Origin of the sequence: Ensifer adhaerens (genome assembly GCF_013283195.1) — a bacterium.
GTDB lineage: Bacteria > Pseudomonadota > Alphaproteobacteria > Rhizobiales > Rhizobiaceae > Ensifer > Ensifer adhaerens_G.
Map to the genome: position 1 here is coordinate 442,994 of NZ_JABEKT010000003.1, position 20,121 is coordinate 463,114.

General features: G+C 58.1%; 19 protein-coding genes and 1 pseudogene. 13 read left to right on the forward strand and 7 right to left on the reverse strand.

From position 1 onward, the window contains the following. Nucleotides 1-745: 745 nt before the first annotated feature. Together LPJGGPFB_RS25100 and LPJGGPFB_RS25105 are read right to left on the reverse strand one after the other, a co-directional pair. The gene (locus LPJGGPFB_RS25100; RefSeq protein ID WP_210264599.1) at nt 746-1,066 is read right to left on the reverse strand and encodes a DUF982 domain-containing protein; all 321 of its coding nucleotides are present in this window, start codon (nt 1,064-1,066) and stop codon (nt 746-748) included. After that, nucleotides 1,063-1,401 carry a hypothetical protein gene (locus tag LPJGGPFB_RS25105; protein ID WP_173422307.1) on the reverse strand — a complete coding sequence of 113 codons (339 nt, stop codon included), beginning with the start codon at nt 1,399-1,401 and terminating at the stop codon, nt 1,063-1,065. Before LPJGGPFB_RS25105 ends, LPJGGPFB_RS25100 begins: the two co-directional genes overlap by 4 nt. 202 nt (nt 1,402-1,603) lie before the next feature. Here LPJGGPFB_RS25105 and LPJGGPFB_RS25110 point away from each other — a divergent pair, with 202 nt between their 5' ends. Together LPJGGPFB_RS25110 and LPJGGPFB_RS25115 are read left to right on the forward strand one after the other, a co-directional pair. Beyond that, entirely contained in the window at nt 1,604-1,870 is a 267-nt protein-coding gene (locus LPJGGPFB_RS25110; RefSeq protein WP_173422649.1) for a hypothetical protein, read from the forward strand. A 1,207-nt stretch (nt 1,871-3,077) separates the two neighbouring features. Then, nucleotides 3,078-3,908: pseudogene (locus LPJGGPFB_RS25115) on the forward strand (Fic family protein); the annotation flags it as partial. A 98-nt stretch (nt 3,909-4,006) separates the two neighbouring features. Here LPJGGPFB_RS25115 and repC read toward each other — a convergent pair. From repC to repA, 3 genes are all read right to left on the reverse strand, one after another. Further along, nucleotides 4,007-5,221 (reverse strand): plasmid replication protein RepC, encoded by a 1,215-nt coding sequence (gene repC / locus LPJGGPFB_RS25120; RefSeq protein WP_173422650.1) that lies wholly within the window; start codon nt 5,219-5,221, stop codon nt 4,007-4,009. 195 nt (nt 5,222-5,416) lie between these two features. After that, complete coding sequence (gene repB / locus LPJGGPFB_RS25125) at nt 5,417-6,433, reverse strand: plasmid partitioning protein RepB (RefSeq protein ID WP_173422651.1); 1,017 nt, start codon at nt 6,431-6,433, stop codon at nt 5,417-5,419. After that, on the reverse strand, nt 6,430-7,653 hold the full coding sequence (gene repA / locus LPJGGPFB_RS25130; protein ID WP_234903036.1) for a plasmid partitioning protein RepA: 1,224 nt from the start codon (nt 7,651-7,653) through the stop codon (nt 6,430-6,432). Before repA ends, repB begins: the two co-directional genes overlap by 4 nt. A gap of 383 nt (nt 7,654-8,036) precedes the next feature. Here repA and traI point away from each other — a divergent pair, with 383 nt between their 5' ends. From traI to trbI, 11 genes are all read left to right on the forward strand, one after another. Beyond that, the gene (traI, locus tag LPJGGPFB_RS25135) at nt 8,037-8,672 is read left to right on the forward strand and encodes an acyl-homoserine-lactone synthase (RefSeq protein WP_345791071.1); all 636 of its coding nucleotides are present in this window, start codon (nt 8,037-8,039) and stop codon (nt 8,670-8,672) included. Further along, complete coding sequence (trbB, locus tag LPJGGPFB_RS25140; protein WP_173422653.1) at nt 8,669-9,634, forward strand: P-type conjugative transfer ATPase TrbB; 966 nt, start codon at nt 8,669-8,671, stop codon at nt 9,632-9,634. Before traI ends, trbB begins: the two co-directional genes overlap by 4 nt. Continuing rightward, nucleotides 9,624-10,001 (forward strand): TrbC/VirB2 family protein, encoded by a 378-nt coding sequence (locus LPJGGPFB_RS25145; protein ID WP_173422654.1) that lies wholly within the window; start codon nt 9,624-9,626, stop codon nt 9,999-10,001. The genes trbB and LPJGGPFB_RS25145 overlap by 11 nt, the downstream gene beginning before the upstream one ends. Further along, nucleotides 9,994-10,293, forward strand: coding sequence for a conjugal transfer protein TrbD (locus LPJGGPFB_RS25150; RefSeq protein WP_173422655.1), 300 nt, complete (start codon nt 9,994-9,996; stop codon nt 10,291-10,293). Before LPJGGPFB_RS25145 ends, LPJGGPFB_RS25150 begins: the two co-directional genes overlap by 8 nt. Nucleotides 10,294-10,302: 9 nt before the next feature. Then, on the forward strand, nt 10,303-12,789 hold the full coding sequence (locus LPJGGPFB_RS25155; protein ID WP_173422656.1) for a conjugal transfer protein TrbE: 2,487 nt from the start codon (nt 10,303-10,305) through the stop codon (nt 12,787-12,789). Then, a complete protein-coding gene (gene trbJ, locus LPJGGPFB_RS25160; RefSeq protein ID WP_234903080.1) occupies nt 12,767-13,522 on the forward strand; it encodes a P-type conjugative transfer protein TrbJ in 756 nt (251 codons plus the stop codon). Before LPJGGPFB_RS25155 ends, trbJ begins: the two co-directional genes overlap by 23 nt. A gap of 157 nt (nt 13,523-13,679) precedes the next feature. After that, entirely contained in the window at nt 13,680-14,861 is a 1,182-nt protein-coding gene (gene trbL, locus LPJGGPFB_RS25165; RefSeq protein ID WP_427858495.1) for a P-type conjugative transfer protein TrbL, read from the forward strand. A gap of 21 nt (nt 14,862-14,882) precedes the next feature. Then, nucleotides 14,883-15,545 (forward strand): conjugal transfer protein TrbF, encoded by a 663-nt coding sequence (locus tag LPJGGPFB_RS25170; RefSeq protein ID WP_173422659.1) that lies wholly within the window; start codon nt 14,883-14,885, stop codon nt 15,543-15,545. Between the two features lie 34 nt (nt 15,546-15,579). After that, the gene (gene trbG / locus LPJGGPFB_RS25175; protein WP_173422920.1) at nt 15,580-16,368 is read left to right on the forward strand and encodes a P-type conjugative transfer protein TrbG; all 789 of its coding nucleotides are present in this window, start codon (nt 15,580-15,582) and stop codon (nt 16,366-16,368) included. A 4-nt stretch (nt 16,369-16,372) separates the two neighbouring features. Beyond that, nucleotides 16,373-16,819 carry a hypothetical protein gene (locus LPJGGPFB_RS25180; protein ID WP_173422660.1) on the forward strand — a complete coding sequence of 149 codons (447 nt, stop codon included), beginning with the start codon at nt 16,373-16,375 and terminating at the stop codon, nt 16,817-16,819. A 6-nt stretch (nt 16,820-16,825) separates the two neighbouring features. Further along, a complete protein-coding gene (gene trbI / locus LPJGGPFB_RS25185; RefSeq protein ID WP_173422661.1) occupies nt 16,826-18,103 on the forward strand; it encodes an IncP-type conjugal transfer protein TrbI in 1,278 nt (425 codons plus the stop codon). Between the two features lie 14 nt (nt 18,104-18,117). Here trbI and LPJGGPFB_RS25190 read toward each other — a convergent pair whose 3' ends face one another. Both LPJGGPFB_RS25190 and LPJGGPFB_RS25195 read right to left on the reverse strand, forming a co-directional pair. Continuing rightward, nucleotides 18,118-18,834: an autoinducer binding domain-containing protein gene (locus LPJGGPFB_RS25190; protein ID WP_173422662.1), complete on the reverse strand. Its 717-nt coding sequence runs from the start codon at nt 18,832-18,834 to the stop codon at nt 18,118-18,120. 253 nt (nt 18,835-19,087) lie between these two features. Beyond that, nucleotides 19,088-19,807, reverse strand: coding sequence for a response regulator transcription factor (locus LPJGGPFB_RS25195; protein WP_173422663.1), 720 nt, complete (start codon nt 19,805-19,807; stop codon nt 19,088-19,090). Nucleotides 19,808-20,121 lie beyond the last annotated feature (314 nt).

The window sequence follows — 20,121 nt, forward strand, 5'->3', positions numbered from 1 at the left end:
ATGGCGCGCGAGTCACTAAGAACTGGCGGCAAACCCTGACAGCTGTCAGGGTTTTCGGCGTGGACTGACGCTTCCAGCTCGTCCTAATCACCGGACGTTGCGCCCAAATAAAGCTGTCAGGCAACAGATCATTCCAAGTGGGGCACTACATGAAACGCGCCCGCGGCTTCCTGCGAAACCCTGACAGCTGTCAGGGTTTTTCTCTCCATACGGCCGCTGGCGGGAGCCGCATCGCAGCACAACCGTGACCTGCGCACCGTTCGTATGATCACCGCAAGTTCTTGGCGCTGGGCGAGGGGAGGGCAAAGGGTGCCGCGGCATAACGCGAGCACCAACGATCTCGTCCTTCCAAACAGATTTGAGGTTCGAGCCGAAAGCACCAATGCGGTATCACCCCATCCAACCGGCAAATCCAACGCTGGTGATTTCAGAAGCGGGCTTCACTCGCTTGCCCTTTGAGGTGCGGCGATCATTGGTAAAAGGCGTCGAGGCTCGACCTCACTCAGCTCAGCCCAAAGGGCAAGCTTCTACATCGGCAACTGGCTGCCGCCAGCTTGGCACACACGTCGCATCGCCCGCAGAGTGGACGGAACTGCGCTGCTGGCAATCGCGCGTCGAAATAGACCTCCTTCGCGAAGAAATCCAGTTCGATGATCTTCCGCATCAAGGAGAGCATGAACCGGGTCCACAAAAGAAATAAGGCCGCGCAGACTTGTGGCGATTACTTTACTCAGCCCGGACAGCATCAACACTTTCGCAGGATGCCGGCATCCTTCGCTGCTGCTTCAATCGCCGCTCTCACTTCCGCGTTAGGGGCAGTTCCGTTTGCAGCATCCAGGCAGGCCTTCCGCGCCGTAGCGTCACTCGCGCACTTCGTGTTGGACCACAATTTCATGAGGCATGCAACCGCCTTCCGGGCGCTCCTGATGACGTCAAAACGATCATTGATCGTTACCTCGATATTCGCCTCCCAGATGGTGATCGTCGCATCCTCCTTGGGATTGGCACTTGATAAATGGATATCTGCCCTTCTGTTCCACGAGCGATTGCCAGGCTGGCAGCTCAACCACCCATCTTCGCCGGAATTTCCTCTCCTGGCACAGGCGTGATGTCAGGCGCCTCTGCCGGCACGTCGTCCGGCCCGGGCTCCTCGATGGGCCGCTCTGGCTCGGGCAACGTATCAGGTGTTTCCCGGGGAAAAACTTCCACGGGCCGTTTCGGGTCCTTGGGGCCCATGTACTTCGGCGGCTTGTCGTTTTCATCCGGGTTCGGATTGGGAGCCTCGTCGGGAAGGAGATCGGGCTCCGGCTCCTCTATCGGCGGCTGCGGCATGTCCGGCGGCAGACCGGACGGGACTTCTGGCGGTGGGTTGGGGATTGGTTCAGTCGGTATCGTGTTCATCTTGGGCTCCTAGTTCAGGGACCAACTGACACCGGGCGGTCTTTGTTCCGCATTGCGACACAATGAGCTTCGTGACCCACCCATCCTCGATGGCCGCTCCACCAATCATGTCGACGATTGCCTTCATGCTATTCGGTCCATGCCCTCCAGTTCGGTCGATTACATCGTGACGACCCCCGCTTGATATGGGCCCACGACGACTTTGTCCTTCGAAGAGCAAATCGGCCTCGATGAACAGATCGACGTGATGATCAACGTATTCTGCGAGATCCGCCGCGTCCTGAAGGAACCACGGCACGGTATGGATGAATCACGGCGACTGGTGCGCGGCTCAGCACAACAGCAACGCTGCGTCGCCCCGCAGGACGATGGCTGGTGGGTCCGCTCTGAAATCATCGGGAGCGGGACGACGCAGGAATCGGTCGACGATCGACAATTCTGCGCGCCGCAAGTCTGCGCCCCCAGCTGACCCTTTACCAAAGTGCCCGAATTGAATGTCAAGTTAACTTCTGTTATCGCTGGTAAGGCATTTTTTTCCAGATAGTTAACTCAATCCTAAAAGGCCCAACGTCTAGTAAGACATGGTACCTGGGGCAGATTTGGGGGCGGCGCTGATGAGAGAGGCAAAAGCTCCATATGCGGTCCCTTGCACAGACGTTGAATCGCGGAAGCACGGCGGTGTTCGGTCATCGAAATGGGAGCAGTCTCGCGGCATCTGGCGATGCTGATGAACTAGGCGCGACATCACGAAGATCCCTTCCCGGAGCCTGGATCAGCTGGATAGCGGGTCGGCGTGCTCGGGTGAGTGGAGGCGCTTCTTCGGCATGACCGAAGCGAATCTGATTTGCGCCCAAGGCGGAATCCTTGACCCATCGCCGACGGCGCATATCGCCCGCTTATGCACAGGTCTTACATCGCGGCCGCGAAAGGTCGCCACCAAATGCGCCCCGGTTACTTCGTGGGGCAGATTTGAGAACGGCGCTGGGTTTTGATTCCCCGGGCGGGGCAGGGGAGGGACTTTTGAAACCAAGACGCCTTGGCGAGATTGCCACGGAAGCGGTCGCAACGCCGGAGATGTTTGCGCGTCAACTCAGCCGCTGCGTGCCCCGGTTGTTTTAGCCCACATTCGAAGTTTGTGTATTTCGACCAGTCGAACATAGCGGCGGTCGATTGGGCCGCACCGCCGCCGCCGTGATGGGTGATGCGCGTCGCGATCGGAATCATACAATAGGCGAACAAGCACAAACACCCGATCGGTGAGGGAAGGGGCACCTTTGGCATTGGTCGCGACAGGTACGGTCCACAGCGCAATAGCCTTCTAATCGACGCCGATGGCAATCACCGAAATGCCGTCGAAGGGAAACTTCTATCACTTTCCGGAGTTCCATCAGACCGTGGCTTCACGCGCACATGCCGTATATTCTTCCCAGAAATTCTTTCGTTTGGGGATGGATTACCAGGCACGCCGCCGACATGACGAGGATGAAAGTGCTGGCCTTTGTCCACTTCCCCCTCAGCCGCCCAACCGCTCTGCGCCGATGAGGGAAGGGAGCTGTGGTCCATTGCCGAGGCGTCGCCGACGTCAATTTTGCACACATCGTCGGGGTGAAGGTTTTGTCGACTGTCAAAGCCCCTTATGGACGACAATTTCGGCTGAGCTATTGGCAGAGCCTGCCGACGTCTACGGCACCTGGTCTCGGCCACTGGATCATGAGACCCTCTTTCGATGGCATAAAATGTTGATGACTGGAAACCGTCACCTCGGAACGATTGGTGCTTACCGAACGCACCAAGATGCCATGCAGATCGTATCCGGTCGCCTCGACAAACCGATAGTCCACTTTGAAGCTCCGCCGTCACCACGAGTACCTGAGCAGATGACCGCCTACGTCGATTGGTTCAACAAATCGGCAACTCACGGTGAGACACCGCTTCCTGCTTTGACGCGAGCCGGTATCGGTCATATCTATTTTGAGAGGATCCACCCCTTCGAGGACGGCAACGGCCGGCTCGGGCGAGCGATTGCCGAAAAATCACTTGCGCAGAATATCGGACAACCAAGTCTGATCGCACTCGCATTCACAATCGAGCGTGCCCGAAAGGACTACTACAGCCAGTTGGAAAAAAATCAGCGCACGTTGGATATCACTGAATGGCTGATCTATTTCGCACGCACCATCCTGGAGGCTCAACAGAATACCTTGAAGCGCGTCGCCTTTTACCTCGCCAAGGCGCAATTCTATGATCAGTTCCGCGGACAATTTAACGAACGGCAGGCAAAGGCGATCGCTGGTATGTTCCGAGAAGGCCCTTCGGGATTTCGGGGCGGTTTGAGTGCCGAGAACTACATCTCGATCACACAGACCTCGCGAGCGACAGCCACTCGCGATCTTCACGACCTCGTGGAAAAAGGCGCGCTCGTGCGAACCGGTGAACGGCGCCACACCCGATATTACCTGAGCGTAGCCGCCACGATGCACGACCAGAGCGAGAGAAGCTCAAGCTGAGTTTTCCTCGTCCCTCCTGATCCAACCTCGGGCAGAGGGCGCCCAAGGCTTGAGTTCGAATCCCCGCAGAAGTCCCTCCAGTAGAGCTCTGCAATACACTACCCGACGGCTCGCGCTGCAACCCCGTTTGCTCGCAACAACGCCATCAACACCGGCCCGAGCGAAAACTCACCTCGCTGCGCTTTGGTCGTCAGGTTCCTGAGATAGCCGCCAGCCGAATTGATGTGCGCTGCACGCTCCAAGATGCACGCCATCGTCGCCGCTGCATTCTCCGGCCCCATCGCGTCGCAGGCATCCTGATAGGCACTCGGACTGACCCCGAGCATCGATCGCACCACGACGGCCGCAGCCATAAGCTCGCGCCAGCTCGAAATCACTCCGCCCGGCCCGTACATCGCGATCTCAGGGCAGGCCTGCAACACCATGCCCAATGGAAACGCCTTTATCGGCTCGCGCTTCGGCTCCGGTTTGACCTCAGGTTTCGCCCCCAGCTCGGTTCTAGAGCTAGGTTCAAGTTCATTGATGGTTTCGGTATTTGAATTCTGTATGTGACGCTCATCTGGAGCGGCATTGCTGCTCATTTTTTCAGAAACTACCAGCATTTCCAACCGATTGAGGATCTCAGCCCGCAGCATCTCCATCTCTTCGAGGATCGCCAGCAGGTCGCTCATAAGAGGCGTGCGGGGAATGCGGCCGACCAGTTGAACATAAATCGCCTCTATCGCTGCCCAGTCGCCTGAAACACCCTCCTCCATCGCAGCTGAGATGAGCTTTCGAACATCTCGGCGGCACACCGTGAGCGTTTCCTTGGTCCGACGGAACTGCGCACGATCGGCAGCCACCTGCTGTGCCATTTGAGCGAGTTCGTCGGCCCGTGCGAGCAAAGGCGACAGATCGAAACCGTAGGCTTCCTCGATATCTCCCTCTCGATCCTTGCGAGCGTAGCGCTTCCCGTTGGCGCTGTCCTTGCGGTTGATCAGGCCGGCGTTGACCAGAGCTGCCAATTGACGCCGCAGTGTTGCACCAGCAATCCCATGCGCGCGGACAGAAAGCTGTGCGTTCGATGGGAAGACAATCATAGCCTTATCGTGAGACAACTCGGCCTGCGGATAGAACGTCAACAGGGCATCGAGAACTGCGAGCGCCCGATCCTGGATGCCAAGCAATATCCTGGCTTCCGAGGCATCCCGGAAAACCTTCCACTTCTCTGCTGATTTGCCCGGACTGATTTCAGCGGTGGTGAACTGCCTCTTTACCAAGGCAAGCGTCATCGGCCGCCGCCCGAACGGCGTCGTCACACTTCCAACCTGCATTTCCTCTACCTCTCAAAAGGCAAAAGAAATCCGCTCACCAAATTTACGGTGCCAAAGACTCTTGACTGGGATTCGGGGAAATGCGATTCTCTAGTTGTCACACAGAGAGAGAGGCTTCCACGACGGCAACGTTTGGGGGCCTTTTTCTTTTGCTTCAGTTCCTTTCGTCGGCTTCATACGGAAACCTGACAGCTGTCAGGTTTCACTGCTCTTCCGTTGACGAGTGAACTGCTCGGCCAGCGCCGGCAACTGTTCCTCGACATATCTTATGAATTCGGCCCCAAGGGCACCCTCGGCTGAGATGCGCACCTCTTTGGGCGACCGCCGATAAGCGCCCACTCGTGTTCCAAGGCCGTTGGAAATTGGCGTCACCTCGGATTGTCGCGCGACCACCGGCTTGACGACATTAGAAATGCGCTGAAACCGCTGGTCAGAAGGTCCGGTCACTTTCGCCAACTCAATCCGGGCTGCTTCAAGTGCATCTGGTTCGTTGAGGATCGTCTTGGCCAGCTCCATCCAGCGCGGTCTACCTACCTTTGGTGCGCGCCCGATGGCCTCGATGATATCCGTTGGAATAGCCCGATAGACGCTCCTCATCCGAGCTAGCTCGGCATCTTCGATCGATAGTGCGGCGTAGATATCCCGTGGCTTTATGCCTGCATCATCCATACGGGAGGCAAAGAGAGCACGCTCAATCCAGGTGAGGTCCTGGCGGCTTGCATTCTCGATCCCCTGTGCCACCACCAAATCGAGGTCGGAAATGTCAACCTGAAGGGCCCGTACCGGTGTGCCGAGCTCTCGGGCGGCCCGCCAACGCCGATGGCCGAATACTATCTGGTATCGGTCGGCTGAAGACGGATGCCGCCGCACCTGGATAGGAACCTTTTGCCCTTCGTTCTCGATAGACCGCTTAAAGACTTCGAACTCGCCGGCATCGTCGTCAGGAAGTCGATCCGGATAAGGCGAGGGATCAATAGAATTCGGATCCAGTTCCAGGATCGCCCCCCCACCGGCCTCGAAAATCGCCCGCAAGCGATCCCGTTCAGCCCTAATGTCGTCAATTGCGCGATGGGCCGCACCGATAACGCCAGCGCCGACGCGCGCGACGGGAGCAGGGGAGGGGCTCTCCAACGCAGACGCCTGGTCGTTTTCGAGTTCGGCCGACAAAAGGCCAAAGTTGGCGACGATCGATTTACGGGGTGACTTGCTCATTCACGCCCCCAACTTGAATTGATGAGACGTATGATTGCTTCATTGACCGCTTCAACAGCTTCACGTGCGCGTTTGTGCGTGTCACGCCCAATCTGACCCATCTCAAGCTCATAAATCGACCGCTTCGCAAGACCTGCGGCCTCGACCGCGGTGCTCTCGATTGCCGTCGGAAGGAGCACGTCGGAACCGAACAGGTGACGGAGCATGGCAACAACCTGCGACTGCGGTCCATCGTTGGGGTCATGCCGCGTTATAAGATACCGGATAAAATCCTGATCGAGTTGCGCGCCACTTTCGTTCAGCACGCTGATAAGATCTCCCATCATCAACAGAAACTGGCTCATCGAAGCCACATCCAACATGGCCGGATGGACGGTGATGATCATGCTTGTTGCTGCGTAGATCGCGCTAAGAGTGAGAAATCCCAGAGACGGAGGCGTATCGAGAATGACGACATCGTAGTCGTTCTCGACTTCTGCCAGCGCAAGCTTGAGACGCTCGAAGAATATAGCTCCCGAACCCGACTTGCTGGCGAGGATGCGAGGTGTCTCGTGCTCATACTCCATGACCTCCAGATTTCCGGGGATCAAGTCGACGCCGTCGAAGTATGTCTTGCGAATGATATCGCGAATTGGACGCCTTTCGGAGTCATCGTAGCGCAACGCTGCGTAGATCGTTTCGTTGGCTCCAACATCCATCTCCGGCTGGGCCCCGAAGAGCGCGGAGAGCGAGGCCTGCGGATCGAGATCGAGCGCGAGAACACGATAGCCGTGGAGAGCCAGGTGATGCGCAAGATGCACAGCCGTAGTCGTCTTGGCGCTTCCACCTTTGAAATTGGCAATAGCGAGAACCTGGAGATGTTCACCTGGCCGACGTCGAGGAAGAAAACGAAGTGCCTCGGTCGGTTTTTGCTGGGCAAATAGTTCGCGCAATTCGTTGATCTGCTGGAGAGTATAGACGCGATGGTTATTCTCCAACCGGCTCGGAACGGGCCCGCGCCCTTCGCTGGACATCAGCTTCAACGTGGAATCTGGAATAGATGTGAGCTTGGAGACTTCATTCGTCAGGAACTGACGAAGCGTCTTTTCAGACTTCGGCGGATACATACGGGTTCTGAGCTGCTGTAACTGACCCGATAAAAGACCAGCATGGCGCGCAATTTTGCTGCCTGCATCTTCCTTTGTCGAACCAATCGTCTCTGCTCGTTGTGCTATCGCCATGTGTCCCTCTTGTCGGCCTACGACCGGTTTACCGGCCATTGCCCGCCAAAAGCTAGAACACGATTCTCTCCAGGCGTCCAGAACATTAGAGTTAACAGAAGGTTAACGATGGGAGGGGGAAATAGAACGCATCCATCACTACAACACTGCTTTTGCTAACCAATCTCGATGTTTGCGCGGACGTCGCCAAGCCAATTGCCAACATTTCTGCAGTAGAGCCGGCATTAAAGGTTGGGGATGACGAGAGAGGCATCGGCAACATCTCCTCTTGTCGGCGACATCCGGCGTCCGATTCGACAAAAATCCTTGCTGCATTTCTGCGACTAGAACCAGCGATCGTTCTGCCTCACTCCTGCAAGACCAAGAGGCAAGGAGGAAAACAGGTGGCCAGGATTACAGCGATCAAGATCGGAGACATCGGGTCGGACACCTATCTAGATCAGATGTTCCAACTGCGAGCCCGTGTCTTCTGCGAACGTCTGGGCTGGAACGTCACCATCACGAACGGCCGGGAACGAGATGCCTTCGACGACCTTCGCCCAGCCTACGTGATTGCCTTTGACGAGGAGGACAACGTCGTCGCCTGCACGCGTCTGCTGCCGGCGAGTGGGCCGATGATGGTCACGACGGTCTTTTCAAAGCTCCTGGGTAATCACGCTCTTACCCGCGAATGCCGGATGGTCGAGAGCTCCCGCTTTTGTGTGGATACAGCTGCTTGCCGGCCAGGGAACGGGACGATCCACGAAATCACTCGTTGCATGTTTGCCGGTATCGTCGAGTGGTGCGTGATCAACGGCTTTGGCGAGATCGTCACTGCAACTGACGTTATGGTCGAGCGAATTCTCAAAAGGGCAGGGTGGCCACTTGATCGGCTCGGCGATCCTTGCCTTGTCGGCCAGACACTTGCCGTCGCGGGCATTCTGCCTGCTACACAAGAGATCTTCGAGCGCCTGCGCCCACCCGGATATATCTCCGAATTCACCCCTCCCATGACCCTGCGGGCACGTGTGCGGACATGATCGCGGAGCGTTCCCGTAACCGCCTTGAGCGCAAACTCAAGGATGCGCTCGGCGAGGTGATCTGCCGAGCGCTGGAAGAACCAACCGTCGTCGAGATCATGATGAACCCGGATGGGCGGCTTTATGTTGAACGCCTCGGCGAGACGGTTGTCCCGCTTGGGAGAATGGACCGCATCGCCGTCGAGATCGTCATTGGCAGTGTCGCGCACGCAATTGGTCGTGAAGTCGATGAGCAAAGCCCAATTGTCTCCGGCGAACTGCCAATCGGCGGCCACCGATTTGAAGGACTGCTGCCGCCGGTCGTGGCTGCCCCCTCGTTTTCGATCAGGAAGAAGGCAGTCAGGCTGATACCACTCGAAGATTACGTGGCAGCGGGCGTCATGACCGCGCGGCAGGCGTCGGTTCTAACGCACGCTGTGAAGGCAAGGCGCAACATCGTCGTCTCCGGGGGCACCGGATCCGGCAAAACTACGCTTGCAAACGCGTTGATCGCCGAAATCGCAAGGCACGCGCCGGCGGACCGGTTGGTCGTGCTCGAAGACACTGCAGAACTGCGTATCGTTTCGGAAAACGCAATTGCGCTTCGCTCCACCGACGACGTTGATTTGGCCCGCTTGCTCAAGAGCACGATGCGGCTCAGACCCGATCGGATCATCGTCGGAGAGGTCCGTGACGGCGCAGCGCTTTCTCTGCTCAAGGCATGGAACACCGGACATCCTGGAGGGATAGCGACCGTTCACGCCAACTCGGCGCGCGCTGCCTTGAGGCGTCTTGAACAACTGACGGCCGAAGTCAGCCAGCAATCGATGCATGCCGTTATCGGCGATGCCGTCGACCTCGTGGTCCAGATTGAGCGTGTGCCGACCGGCCGTCGGGTCGCGGAACTCCTGAATGTCGTCGGCCATGACGGTACGGCCTATCAGTTCACCTCAGACGACGGAGAGAAGCGCCATGCAGCATGACAGACGCCTGCCTGGGATTGGTTGGTCGCTCCTGATCTTTGCCGCAACTATCGTACCTGCGCACGCCGGATCTGGCGGCGGCCTTCCCTGGGAAGGGCCGCTCGAGCAGATCCAGCAATCGATCACCGGTCCGGTCGCCGGTTTCATTGCGCTTGCAGCCGTTGCTGTGGCCGGTGGAATGCTGATTTTCGGCGGCGAGCTGAACGACTTCGCCAGGCGGTTGATGTACCTCGTCCTCGTCGCCGGCATCCTGCTTGGCGCCACCCAAATCGTCGGCCTCTTTGGAGCGACTGGCGCAACGATTGCCGGCGGTGTCGAACTGCCCAACCTCCACACATATTGCGGTGGAGGGCAGGCAAATGCATGAACCCATTTGTCAGCTCGCCAGAAACCGTATCCACCGTGCACTGTCGCGACCCAACCTGCTTATTGGAGCTGACAGGGAACTCGTGCTGATTGCCGGGCTTGGAGCGGTAATCCTGATCTTCGTTGTGCTGACACTCTATTCGGCAATCATCGGGTTTGCAGCCTGGACCATAACGATCGGCGCCTTGCGGTGGATGGCAAGGATCGATCCCGCCATGCGTCGGGTCTATCTGCGCCATATATCCTTTCGCCGGACGTATCGGCCAACGTCGACCCCTTGGCGTGGTCTTTGAGGAACGATGATGGCCACTCTGCGCCCCTTCAGAAACCGAGCACCTTCCTTTGCCGATCTGGTTCCTTACGCAGCCCTTATCGACAACGGCGTCATTCTTTTGAAAGACGGGTCGCTGATGGCGGGGTGGTACTTCGCCGGACCTGACAGCGACAGTGCGACCGATCTCGAACGGAACGAGATTTCACGGCAGATCAATGCCGTCCTGTCGCGCCTTGGCTCGGGCTGGATGATCCAGGTCGAAGCTGTGCGCATGCAAGCGACAGACTATCCGTCAGTCGGCAGCTCGCACTTCCCCGATCCCGTAACCAAAGCCATCGACGCCGAACGCCGGACACACTTTGAGAGTGGACAGTCACATTTCGAAAGTCGACATGCACTGATCCTGACCCAGCGGCCAGATGAGCCGCGCCGACACGGCCTCAGCCGCTACATCTACGCCGATGACAAGAGCCGGCACAGATCCTACGCCGATGGCGCACTCCAACTCTTCGGCGCGCGCATCCGCGAACTTGAGCAGTATCTCGCCAACATCATTTCCATTCGCCGAATGAGAACGCATGAGACGGTGGACAAAGGCGGTACGCGCCCCGCACGCTACGACGAACTCTTCCAGTTCATTCGCTTTTGTATTTCAGGCGAAAACCACCCGGTCCGTCTCCCCGAGATCGCCATGTATCTGGACTGGCTGGCTACGGCCGAGCTCCAACACGGCCTGACCCCAGTCGTTGACAACCGGCGCGTTGCGATCGTCGCGATTGATGGGCTGCCGGCTGAAAGCTGGCCTGGAATACTCAACGCACTCGACCGGATGCCGCTATCCTATCGCTGGTCCTCTCGTTTCATTTTCCTCGACCCGCAGGAAGCGCGAGAGCGGCTCGAGCGGGCGCGAAAGAAGTGGGCTCAGAAAGTGCGCCCGTTCTTCGACCAGTTGTTCAAGACCGACAGTCATTCGATCGACCAGGATGCGCTGGCCATGGTCGCTGAAGTCGAGGACGCCATCAGTGAAGCGTCTTCCGAACTCGTCGCCTACGGCTACTACACCCCGGTGATCGTCCTGTTCGACGAGGATGAAGATCGCCTGAGGGAAAAAGCCGAAACGGTGAGGCGTATTGTTCAGGCAGAGGGTTTCGGCGCGCGTCTTGAAACGCTGAATGCGACGGATGCTTATCTCGGCAGCCTGCCGGGGAACTGGTATTCCAACGTGCGCGAACCGCTTATCAACACACGCAACCTTGCTGATCTGTTGCCCTTAAATACAGTCTGGGCAGGCAACCCTGCAGCACCATGCCCCTACTTTCCTTCCTCCTCTCCACCTCTGATGCAGGTCGCGTCAGGATCCACGCCGTTTCGCCTGAACCTGCACGTCGACGATGTCGGCCATACATTGATCTTCGGGCCGACGGGATCGGGGAAGTCGACATTGCTCGCACTGATCGCGGCCCAGTTCCGACGGTACCAGGGAGCGCGGGTCTTCGTCTTCGACAAGGGGGGGTCGATGCTGCCGTTGACGCTCGCCGTTGGCGGAGGTCACTACGACGTCGGCGCCGACGAAGGCCAGACCAACCTGTCATTTTGCCCCCTTTTCGAGTTGGAAGGGGAAGAGGATCGTGCCTGGGCCTGCCAATGGATCGAAATGGTCTGCGGCCTCCAGGGGGTGACGATATCGCCGGAGCAGCGAAACGCGATTGCGAGACAGATCGAGCTCATGGCCAAGGCACCGGGCCGCAGTCTCTCTGATTTCGTCAGCGGGGTGCAGTTGAGGGCGATCAAGGATGCCTTGAGATACTACACAATCGACGGGCCTCTCGGACATCTATTGGACGCTGAGACCGATGCATTGTCGCTCGGCTCCTTCCAGACATTTGAGGTAGAACGGCTGATGACCATGGGAGAGAACGGGCTGGTTCCCGTCCTTACTCATCTATTTCGCCGGATCGAAAAGCAGCTTTCGGGTGCACCAAGCCTGATCATTATAGACGAAGCCTGGCTGATGCTCGGGCACCCGCTCTTTCGCGACCGTATCCGCGAATGGCTCAAGGTGCTGCGCAAGACCAATTGCGCCGTGGTGCTCGCGACCCAGTCAATTTCTGACGCCGAGCGCTCAGGGATCATCGACATCCTTTTGGAAAGTTGCCCCACCAAGATATGCCTTGCCAACGGAGCTGCGCGCCACCCCGGCGCACGCGAGTTCTACGAGCGCATCGGCTTCAATGAACGGCAGATCGGCATCATCGCCAATGCCGCTCCCAAACGCGAATATTATGTCACATCTCCAGAGGGACGGCGGCTGTTCGAAATGGCGCTTGGCCCACTCACCCTTTCGTTCACAGGCGCCTCAAGCAGGCAAGACCTGAAATCCGTGCGCGCCCTTCACATTGAATACGGTGCGGACTGGCCCAACCACTGGCTCAAGATGAGAGGTTTGCACGATGCGCGAATTGATCCGCGGCAGGACGATACGGCTGATCGTCATGTGTGCGATTCCGGCGGCTGATCCAACGATTGCGTCGGCTGGAAGCGCTACGGGAGCCGCAACGGAATGGACGCAGCTCGCCAATAATGCGGAGCTGATCAATCTTCTACAGAAATCGGGCGTCCAAATCGAAAATCAGATCAAGCAGATCACACAGCTTGCCGAGCAGATCCAGAACCAGTTGAGGATCTACGATAACATGCTGCAAAATACCGCTCAGCTACCAAAGCACGTGTGGGGTGATGTTGCGGCCGACCTTGGCGCACTCCAGAAGGTCGTAACCGGCGGACAGGCCATCGCCTTTTCGATGGGCAACGCGGACGACGTTCTTCGGCAACGCTTCAAGAGCTACGCACAGTTCCAAAGTGAGCTCCCGGAGGGAGAGACCTTTTCCTCAACCTATCAGAGCTGGTCGGACACGAACCGCGAGACATTCGCCGGCACCTTGAGGGCAGCAAGCCTGACGTCGAAGCAGTTCGACGACGAAGAGGCAACGATGCGGTCGCTGCGCGACCTTTCCGAAACGTCCGACGGTCAGATGAAGGCAATCCAGGTCGGCCATCAAATAGCGGCCGAACAGGTCGCCCAAATGCAAAAGCTCAGAGGGCTCGTCTCTCAGCAGATGACGATGACGGCGACATGGTACCAGACGAGCCGCACCGACAGGGATCTCGCCCAGGCGAGACGCGAGCGCTTCTTCAACGCCCCGATCAATGGCATCCCGCCCGGCCAAAAAATGGAGCCGCGCTGGTGAGCCGACTTAGGATCGTTTCCGCGTCGGCGTCGGCGTTGACGGTGGCGAAAACCGTCTGGCGCCCTGGCGTCAACCGGGCGCACGCCACAGAACGCTGGGCTGCCTTCTCGGGCCAAATCCAACGCGAGGTTCCTCCTGACTTGGAGATGGATCCATGATGGAACGGATATGCAACTGCCGAGCGGGTGTGACTGTTCTCATTTACCTCATCCTATGCGTGACCTGTGACGGTGCTTTGGCTCAACAAGGTCGTGTTCTGACCGAGCTCGAGAACCAGGTGGTGACGGCCGCCCGCGGCTGGCAGGAGACGGTCATGGCGGCTGCCCGCTCACTGTTTTGGATCCTGGCTGGTATCGAGGTTGCGGTTGCGGCGATCTGGCTGGCGCTACAGACAGCGTCACTCGATAGCTGGTTTGCCGAACTTACTAGGCGCGTCCTTTTCATCGGTCTGTTCGCCTTCGCGCTCGAACAGGGACCTGATTTCGCAAAGGCAATCGTCGATAGCCTTTTTCAGCTTGGAGCACAGGGCGGGTCCGCATCTCCTGCTGCAATCTTTGATGCCGGTATTCAAGTGGCATCCAAGATGTCGACGCAAGTCCAGTTTGGGCTTTTCGAAGACAACGCGTTGGCGATCGCCGGGGTGTTTGCAATGGTCGTGGTCGTCGTCGCCTTTTCGTTGGTGGCTGCGATCTTCGTCTCCGTGATGGTCGAGATGTATGTGGGCCTTATGGCGGGCATGATCATGCTCGGACTTGGAGGATCCTCCTACACAAAGGATTTTGCAGTCCGCTATCTCGTCTATGCCTTCAGCGTCGGCCTGAAGCTGATGGCGCTGGTGATGATCGCGCGGATCGGATCGGATGTTTTGCTCGGACTTGCAAATGCGCCTGTCTCCCAGTCCGACCAGTTCATCACGACGCTTGCGATCGCCGGCATCTCGGTGGTTGTCTTCATCATTGCAATTTACGTGCCCAACATCCTGCAGGGTGTGGTCCAGGGAGCCTCCGTGACCGGCGGGATGGAAGCCGTCCGCCACGGCGGGCAGGTCGCGTCCTTTGCCCTCGGAGGAGGCTTCCTTGCTGCGGGCGGGGCAGCCAAGGGACTTGCGGCAGCAAGATCGGCTCATGCTTCTGGTAGCTCGGCAACGGCCTCGATCCTTCGAGGCGTTGGATCAGCACTCGCGACGTCGACGAGCGCTGCCGCATCTGCCGCAAGGGATAAGGCCATCGGCGCACCGGGTGCTCATGCGGCATCCCTGATGGGCCTTGCCAACGCCAAGCTCGATCAGGCGCCTGGTACATCCCAACCCGCAACGCGTCCGGCAGCAAAGCCGAATTGAAAGCGAAAAGGAAATCGGTCGATGGTATTGAGGCATGACCCCGAGAACCCTTATCTCGCCGCACGCCAGGAGTGGAACGAGCGCTACGGCTCCTATGTGCGTTCGGCAATCGCCTGGCGGGTGATCGGGGTCACCAGTCTGGTCATGGCAACGATCGGCTTTGGATATGCGCTCTACCAGAGCACCGAGGTGAAACTCGTTCCCTACATTGTCGAGGTAGACAAACTCGGAACGTCGGTAAACGCGGGCTTTCCTGAACAGATCGCTTACGCCGACGCTCGCGTGGTGCGGGCGACACTCGGCAGCTTTATATCCAGCTTCCGGTCGGTAACCCCCGATGCGGTTGTGCAGAAGCAATATATAGATCGGACCTATGCGCTGCTACGCACCGCTGATCCTGCAACGGAGAAGGTCAATGCCTGGTTCCGCGGCAATTCACCCTTCGAGCATGCCAGGCGCGCAACAGTCGCCGTTGAGGTCAACAACATCGTCGCGTTGTCGAACCAGACCTACCAGATAGATTGGACGGAGTTCGAGCGCGACCGCAAAGGCAAGGAGACCGGATCCAGGCGGTTTCGGGCAATAGCAACGGTAACCTTAACCGCGCCGCAGGACGAAAACGTCATCCGCCTCAATCCGATTGGTCTCTACCTCAAGGATCTTGATTGGACGGCGCAGCTCTAAATATCACCGGGAGGAAAACTTGGACCAAGCACGCATGATAGCAGTCACGCTTGTGGGGATCCTCACAGCCACGACAGCGGGCGCCGAGACATTGAACGCCAAGGAGGCGAAGGCCTCCTTGCTGTCTCAGAAATGGCGCGGTTCTAGTGGGGTAATCACGAACGGGCCTGACGGGAAGGTCGTTTTCCTTTACGGCGAAACCCAGCCTTCAGTCGTCTGCTCGCCACTCCAGGTCTGCGACATCGAACTGCAGTCGGGCGAGGTCGTGCGAGACGTTCTCGTCGGTGATACGGTCCGGTGGAAGATCGAACCAGCAACGTCGGGGGCGGCCAACGGCCAGGCAATCCATCTCGTCGTCAAACCGTCGGAATCCGGCCTCACGACCTCTATGGTCGTCACCACCTCGCGCCGGACCTATCACATCCAGCTGAAATCCCATCCTACCCAGTACATGGCGCGCGTCGGGTTCGAGTATCCATTGGATATGACGGGCCGACTTGCCGACATAAATGCAAGGCTCGATGCCGGATCAGGCGGGCAGGCATCAGAGAGGCTGGATTTTGCCTACTCGATCCGGGGCCGTGCATCCTGGAAACCGACACGGGTCTATTCGGACGGCCAGAAAACCTACGTCCAGTTCCCAAAATCCATCCGGGGGATGGATGCACCGGTTCTTTTTGTCATTTCTGGAGGCACAGACAGGTTGGTCAACTACAGGATGAAGGACGCCACGATGGTCGTCGACTTCAACATCGAGCGCGCCGTTCTCGTCTCCGGCGTCGGCTGGCGGCAGGAGAAGATCACCATTGCAAGGGGAAGGTAAGCCGATGCGCTCGTTAATCCACCTCACCATGGCCATCGCTAGCCTCAGCGCGTGCCAGCAAACGCCTGACCCCGCCCTTGTACGATCGGAAAAGCAAGAGATTTCAAGCGCTGCTCAAAGCGCAATTGCCGGCGATATGGCCCGCCACCTTGTCGACGCGTTCGGCACCAAGCCAACGGATATCTACTACGTCGCAGAAAACGGGAGCGATCGTGCCGTCGCAATTGAGACCGCTTTGCGTCCCTGGGGTTTTAAGTTCCTTGCCGTTACCGGCACGCTCAGTGAGCGGAAAAACGCGGTACCGATCACTTACGACATCTATCGCTTCGAAAGCACCCTACTCGTGCGTCTCATGACGCCACAAACCACGTTGAGCCGGACCTACGAGGTATCTCTTACCGGCGCTCGTCCCTCAAGCCCAATTGCTATCTCGCGTTCGGTTGAAGGGTAAATTCTGATGGTCCAATCACTTCAACTGACGTCGAGAGAGCCTGCTGGTGTGCAGCGCGTCAACCGATTACCGCTTGTTGTCATTGCCGTTCTGTTGGTGACCTTCCTGGCGGTGATTTTCTACGGACTTTCTTCGCGCGGTCTTTCCAAAATCGGCAACGTCGGCATCGAGGGCGCCTCCGACGGATCAGCCTCGTCGTATGCCGAGCAACTCAAGAAGGGCATCAGCGATGGGATCATCGGCGAGCCAGCGGTAATGCTGCCGGCTCAAGCGCCGCCGCTTCAATCCCCCGAAATCGCGCAGTCCGATGAAGGAATGGTTGCACGACATAAGGCCGGCGCGGACATGAGGCCGGAAGTCGAACGCGAGACCGAGCAAGACTGGTTACAGCGACTTGCCCGCGAGCACAGGCAACAGCGGTTGCGCGAACGCCAGAGACACGAAATGGCCCGTCTACAGGCACATCAGGCTGCGTTCGATTCTCCACTCACTGTCGACATCGCACAGCGATCCTCGCAGCAGTTTGAGCAAGGAACAGACCTTGCGGCAGGCAACGCCGCAGGTAGCAGCGCGAAGGATCTCTATTCGGCAGCCCTGGACGCGGCAATCGGAGATGATCGCAATCGTCAGTCTTCAAAGCAGGCGTTCCTCAACGCCGACATAAAGGAACTCGGTTACCTGCCAAACCAGGTCGTTCCCGCCCAATCTCCCTACGAGCTCAAGCGCGGATCGGTCATACCCGCCACTTTGATAACCGGCATAGTCTCGGACCTGCCCGGACGCATCAGTGCTCAGGTCAGCCAGCCAGTCTTTGACAGTGCCACGGGTCGCCATCTCCTCATACCGCAGGGCGCTCGGCTGTTCGGCCGTTATGATTCGGATGTTACGTTCGGGCAGTCGCGCGTCCTGGTGGTTTGGACCGACCTCATCTTTCCGAACGGTTCGACCTTGCAGATCGGGGGCATGGCCGGAACAGATGCCGCGGGCAATGGAGGTTTCAGGGACAAGGTTGATCGGCACCTGCTGCGCACGTTCGGATCGGCGGCGTTGATCGCAATGATTGGCGCGGGCATGGATATGTCAATGCCCCAGGATAGGACCGAACATCGGCGCGACAGCGCTTCTGATGCTGTACGGCGCAGTTTTTCGGAAACCTTCGGGCGCATGGCAGAACGAACGATCGGCAAGAACCTCGACGTCCAGCCGACGCTTCGTATTCGCCCGGGCTACCGTTTCAATGTCCTTGTCGACCAGGACATCGTTTTCCCCGGGGCCTTCCGCTAACGCGCCCAACGTCGTCATATCAGAAGATTGCGAGCAGCGGCCGCCGTCGCCTGCGAAAGCTTGTAGACGCCGAGCTTCAACTTTGCAGAGTCCACATGAAACCGCACGGTCCCATATTTTATGCCCAGTATTTCGGCGATCTCAGAGAAGGTCTTACCGTCCGCTGACCAACGCAGACATGCCGTCTCAACGCAACTCAAGTCGAAGAGGTGACGGCCCTCGCCAAGTCGATCACGGGTGGCAATCCTTGCGTGAACGTAGGCTGCTGCAGTGGTGGCCAGTGCCGCCGTCTCCCCCATAAGAAAACCGTCCGGCGACTTCTGAGAGGAGGACGCGAATGTCACGATTGCGATCCGACCGAAACCTGTCGAGATGGAAACGGATAGTCCAGATTTCAGATCGAAATCGGCGGCCTCGGTGTAAAAGCGTCGCAGCTGCGGGCAGGCACGCGATCGCACCGCGTCGAGCGACCACCGAAAAGCTTTCGTCCCACGCTTTGCAGCGGTGATGACCGGATCGATTGTCATATAGCCGCACGAGAAATAGCGCCTTTGCCACTCCATCGGATAATTGCTGATTGCGTAGTTGTCCGTTTGATGAGAATGGAAATAGGCATAGCAGTCAAACCCGGCCGATCGGGCCAGGTGAATGAGTGCCTCGCGGAGTGCCTCGTCACTTGTGGCGGCCTCACAGACATCAATCAGGCGTTCAAAAATCCTACGTTCATTCATGGGATGCTGACTCCGTTTCAATCTGCACAAACGGGGTGGGTCGCATCCGAGGGTCTGAAATTTGGATCAGGCTTGGATTTGCGCCCATCAAGAACTGAACTGCCAACCCGGGCGAAACAAAAACGAGCCGAGGCTGCGACACACGATTTAGGTGCTACGCGAAATTGCTGCAACCTCTTGTATTGTGATCGCAATAAAACTTAACATTCACGCGCCGCTCATACCGGCGAAGCCATGATGAGCAGTCATCGAGTTATTGCTCGGGATCTACGGGTACGGCGAGCAGGTAGCCGCCAAGCCTGACGGTTTTGATCAAAGCCGGGGCCCTCGGATCAGTCTCGATCTTGGCACGCAGCCGGGCAATATGCACATCGATGCTGCGCTCGACTGGACGCGCAACCCCGAAAAACGTTGATGCCAACAGTTGCTTGCGGGACACCACTGTTCCCGCATTGCGCGCGAGGGCAACAAGAAGGTCGAACTCGGCAGCCGTTAGCGAAACTGTTGTGCCTTTTGGATCCAGAAGCAGACGATTGCGCGGATCGACGCGCCAGCCGGCAAAACGCATGGGCTGCATATCCACGGGCACAATAAGCGTTCCCATGGCACGCCGGAGGACGCATTGCAGGCGTGCCAGCATATCAATCGGCCGGTCGTTGCGAAGCACGTAGGCATCGGCGCCCGCATTTAGGCCAACAAGGATGACCGGGTCGTCGTGGCTCTCGACCACCAGCACGATCACAAGATTGCTGATTGTTCTCACCAGATGGCAAAGCGCACAACACTCCCTGCATCGGAGTTTTGCATCGAGGATCAGCAGGTCAAAATGGCGGCAATTGAGAAGGGTCTGCATCGCCAGTACGTCATTGCTACAGGAGGCTCGAAACCGCGCGTCTGCAAACAGGTCCATAAGGCCTCGACGCGTGTTCTTATCGTCCGTCATGACCAGAACGCTGACGGGCCGTTTGGGCATTTTTATCGTCCTCGGCAATGGCATTCCTCGCAAACTGTGGCTTTGGACAACAGTTGAGAAACAAGTGAGCCGGAAGGACGCCCTTCTGGCTTACACAACCAGTTGGGGAGCTAGCGCGACTGAAGGACGCGCGCAAGTCGCAGAAATGCAACTTTACGGTATGTTCGGGTCGATGGTCGACTTTGATGGTATCTGAGTTTGCCGCGGGATGGCGGCTGACACGGTTCGCTAAAATGCGGTTACGCGGCTATCGATCCTTTGTGTCGCGCGTGGCCGCGATGCGACCGACGCAGTCTCCCGCCAGAAGCCGCGGG